This is a genomic window from Winogradskyella poriferorum, from assembly GCF_050618035.1.
Classification (GTDB): domain Bacteria; phylum Bacteroidota; class Bacteroidia; order Flavobacteriales; family Flavobacteriaceae; genus Winogradskyella; species Winogradskyella poriferorum_A.
Genome location: NZ_JBODPY010000258.1, coordinates 1 through 218 on the forward strand (window position 1 = coordinate 1; position 218 = coordinate 218).

Genomic DNA, 218 nt, shown 5'->3' on the forward strand with positions numbered 1-218 from the left:
CTTACCTTCTGTGATTACCTGCACCAGTACGTTTAATTTTTCCAAACATGTGCTCTAAAGCTTGGTTGCGAATGGCGCGTTCCGTTTTTTCGGTAATCTTGAGTTTGCCTTCACCTTCTCCATCACCTGAGCCGACAACATCAAACTCTTCTCTTATCTAACCCTTATTCTTAAGATCTTCGTTAAAATCATCGATTGTATAATCTGAGGTAGTGAGT

General features: G+C 40.4%; 1 pseudogene. It reads right to left on the reverse strand.

Annotation, left to right across the window (positions count from 1 at the left end):
* Positions 1 to 7 precede the first annotated feature (7 nt).
* Positions 8 to 218 (reverse strand): annotated as a pseudogene (locus ACRHOC_RS15685) (hypothetical protein); the annotation flags it as partial.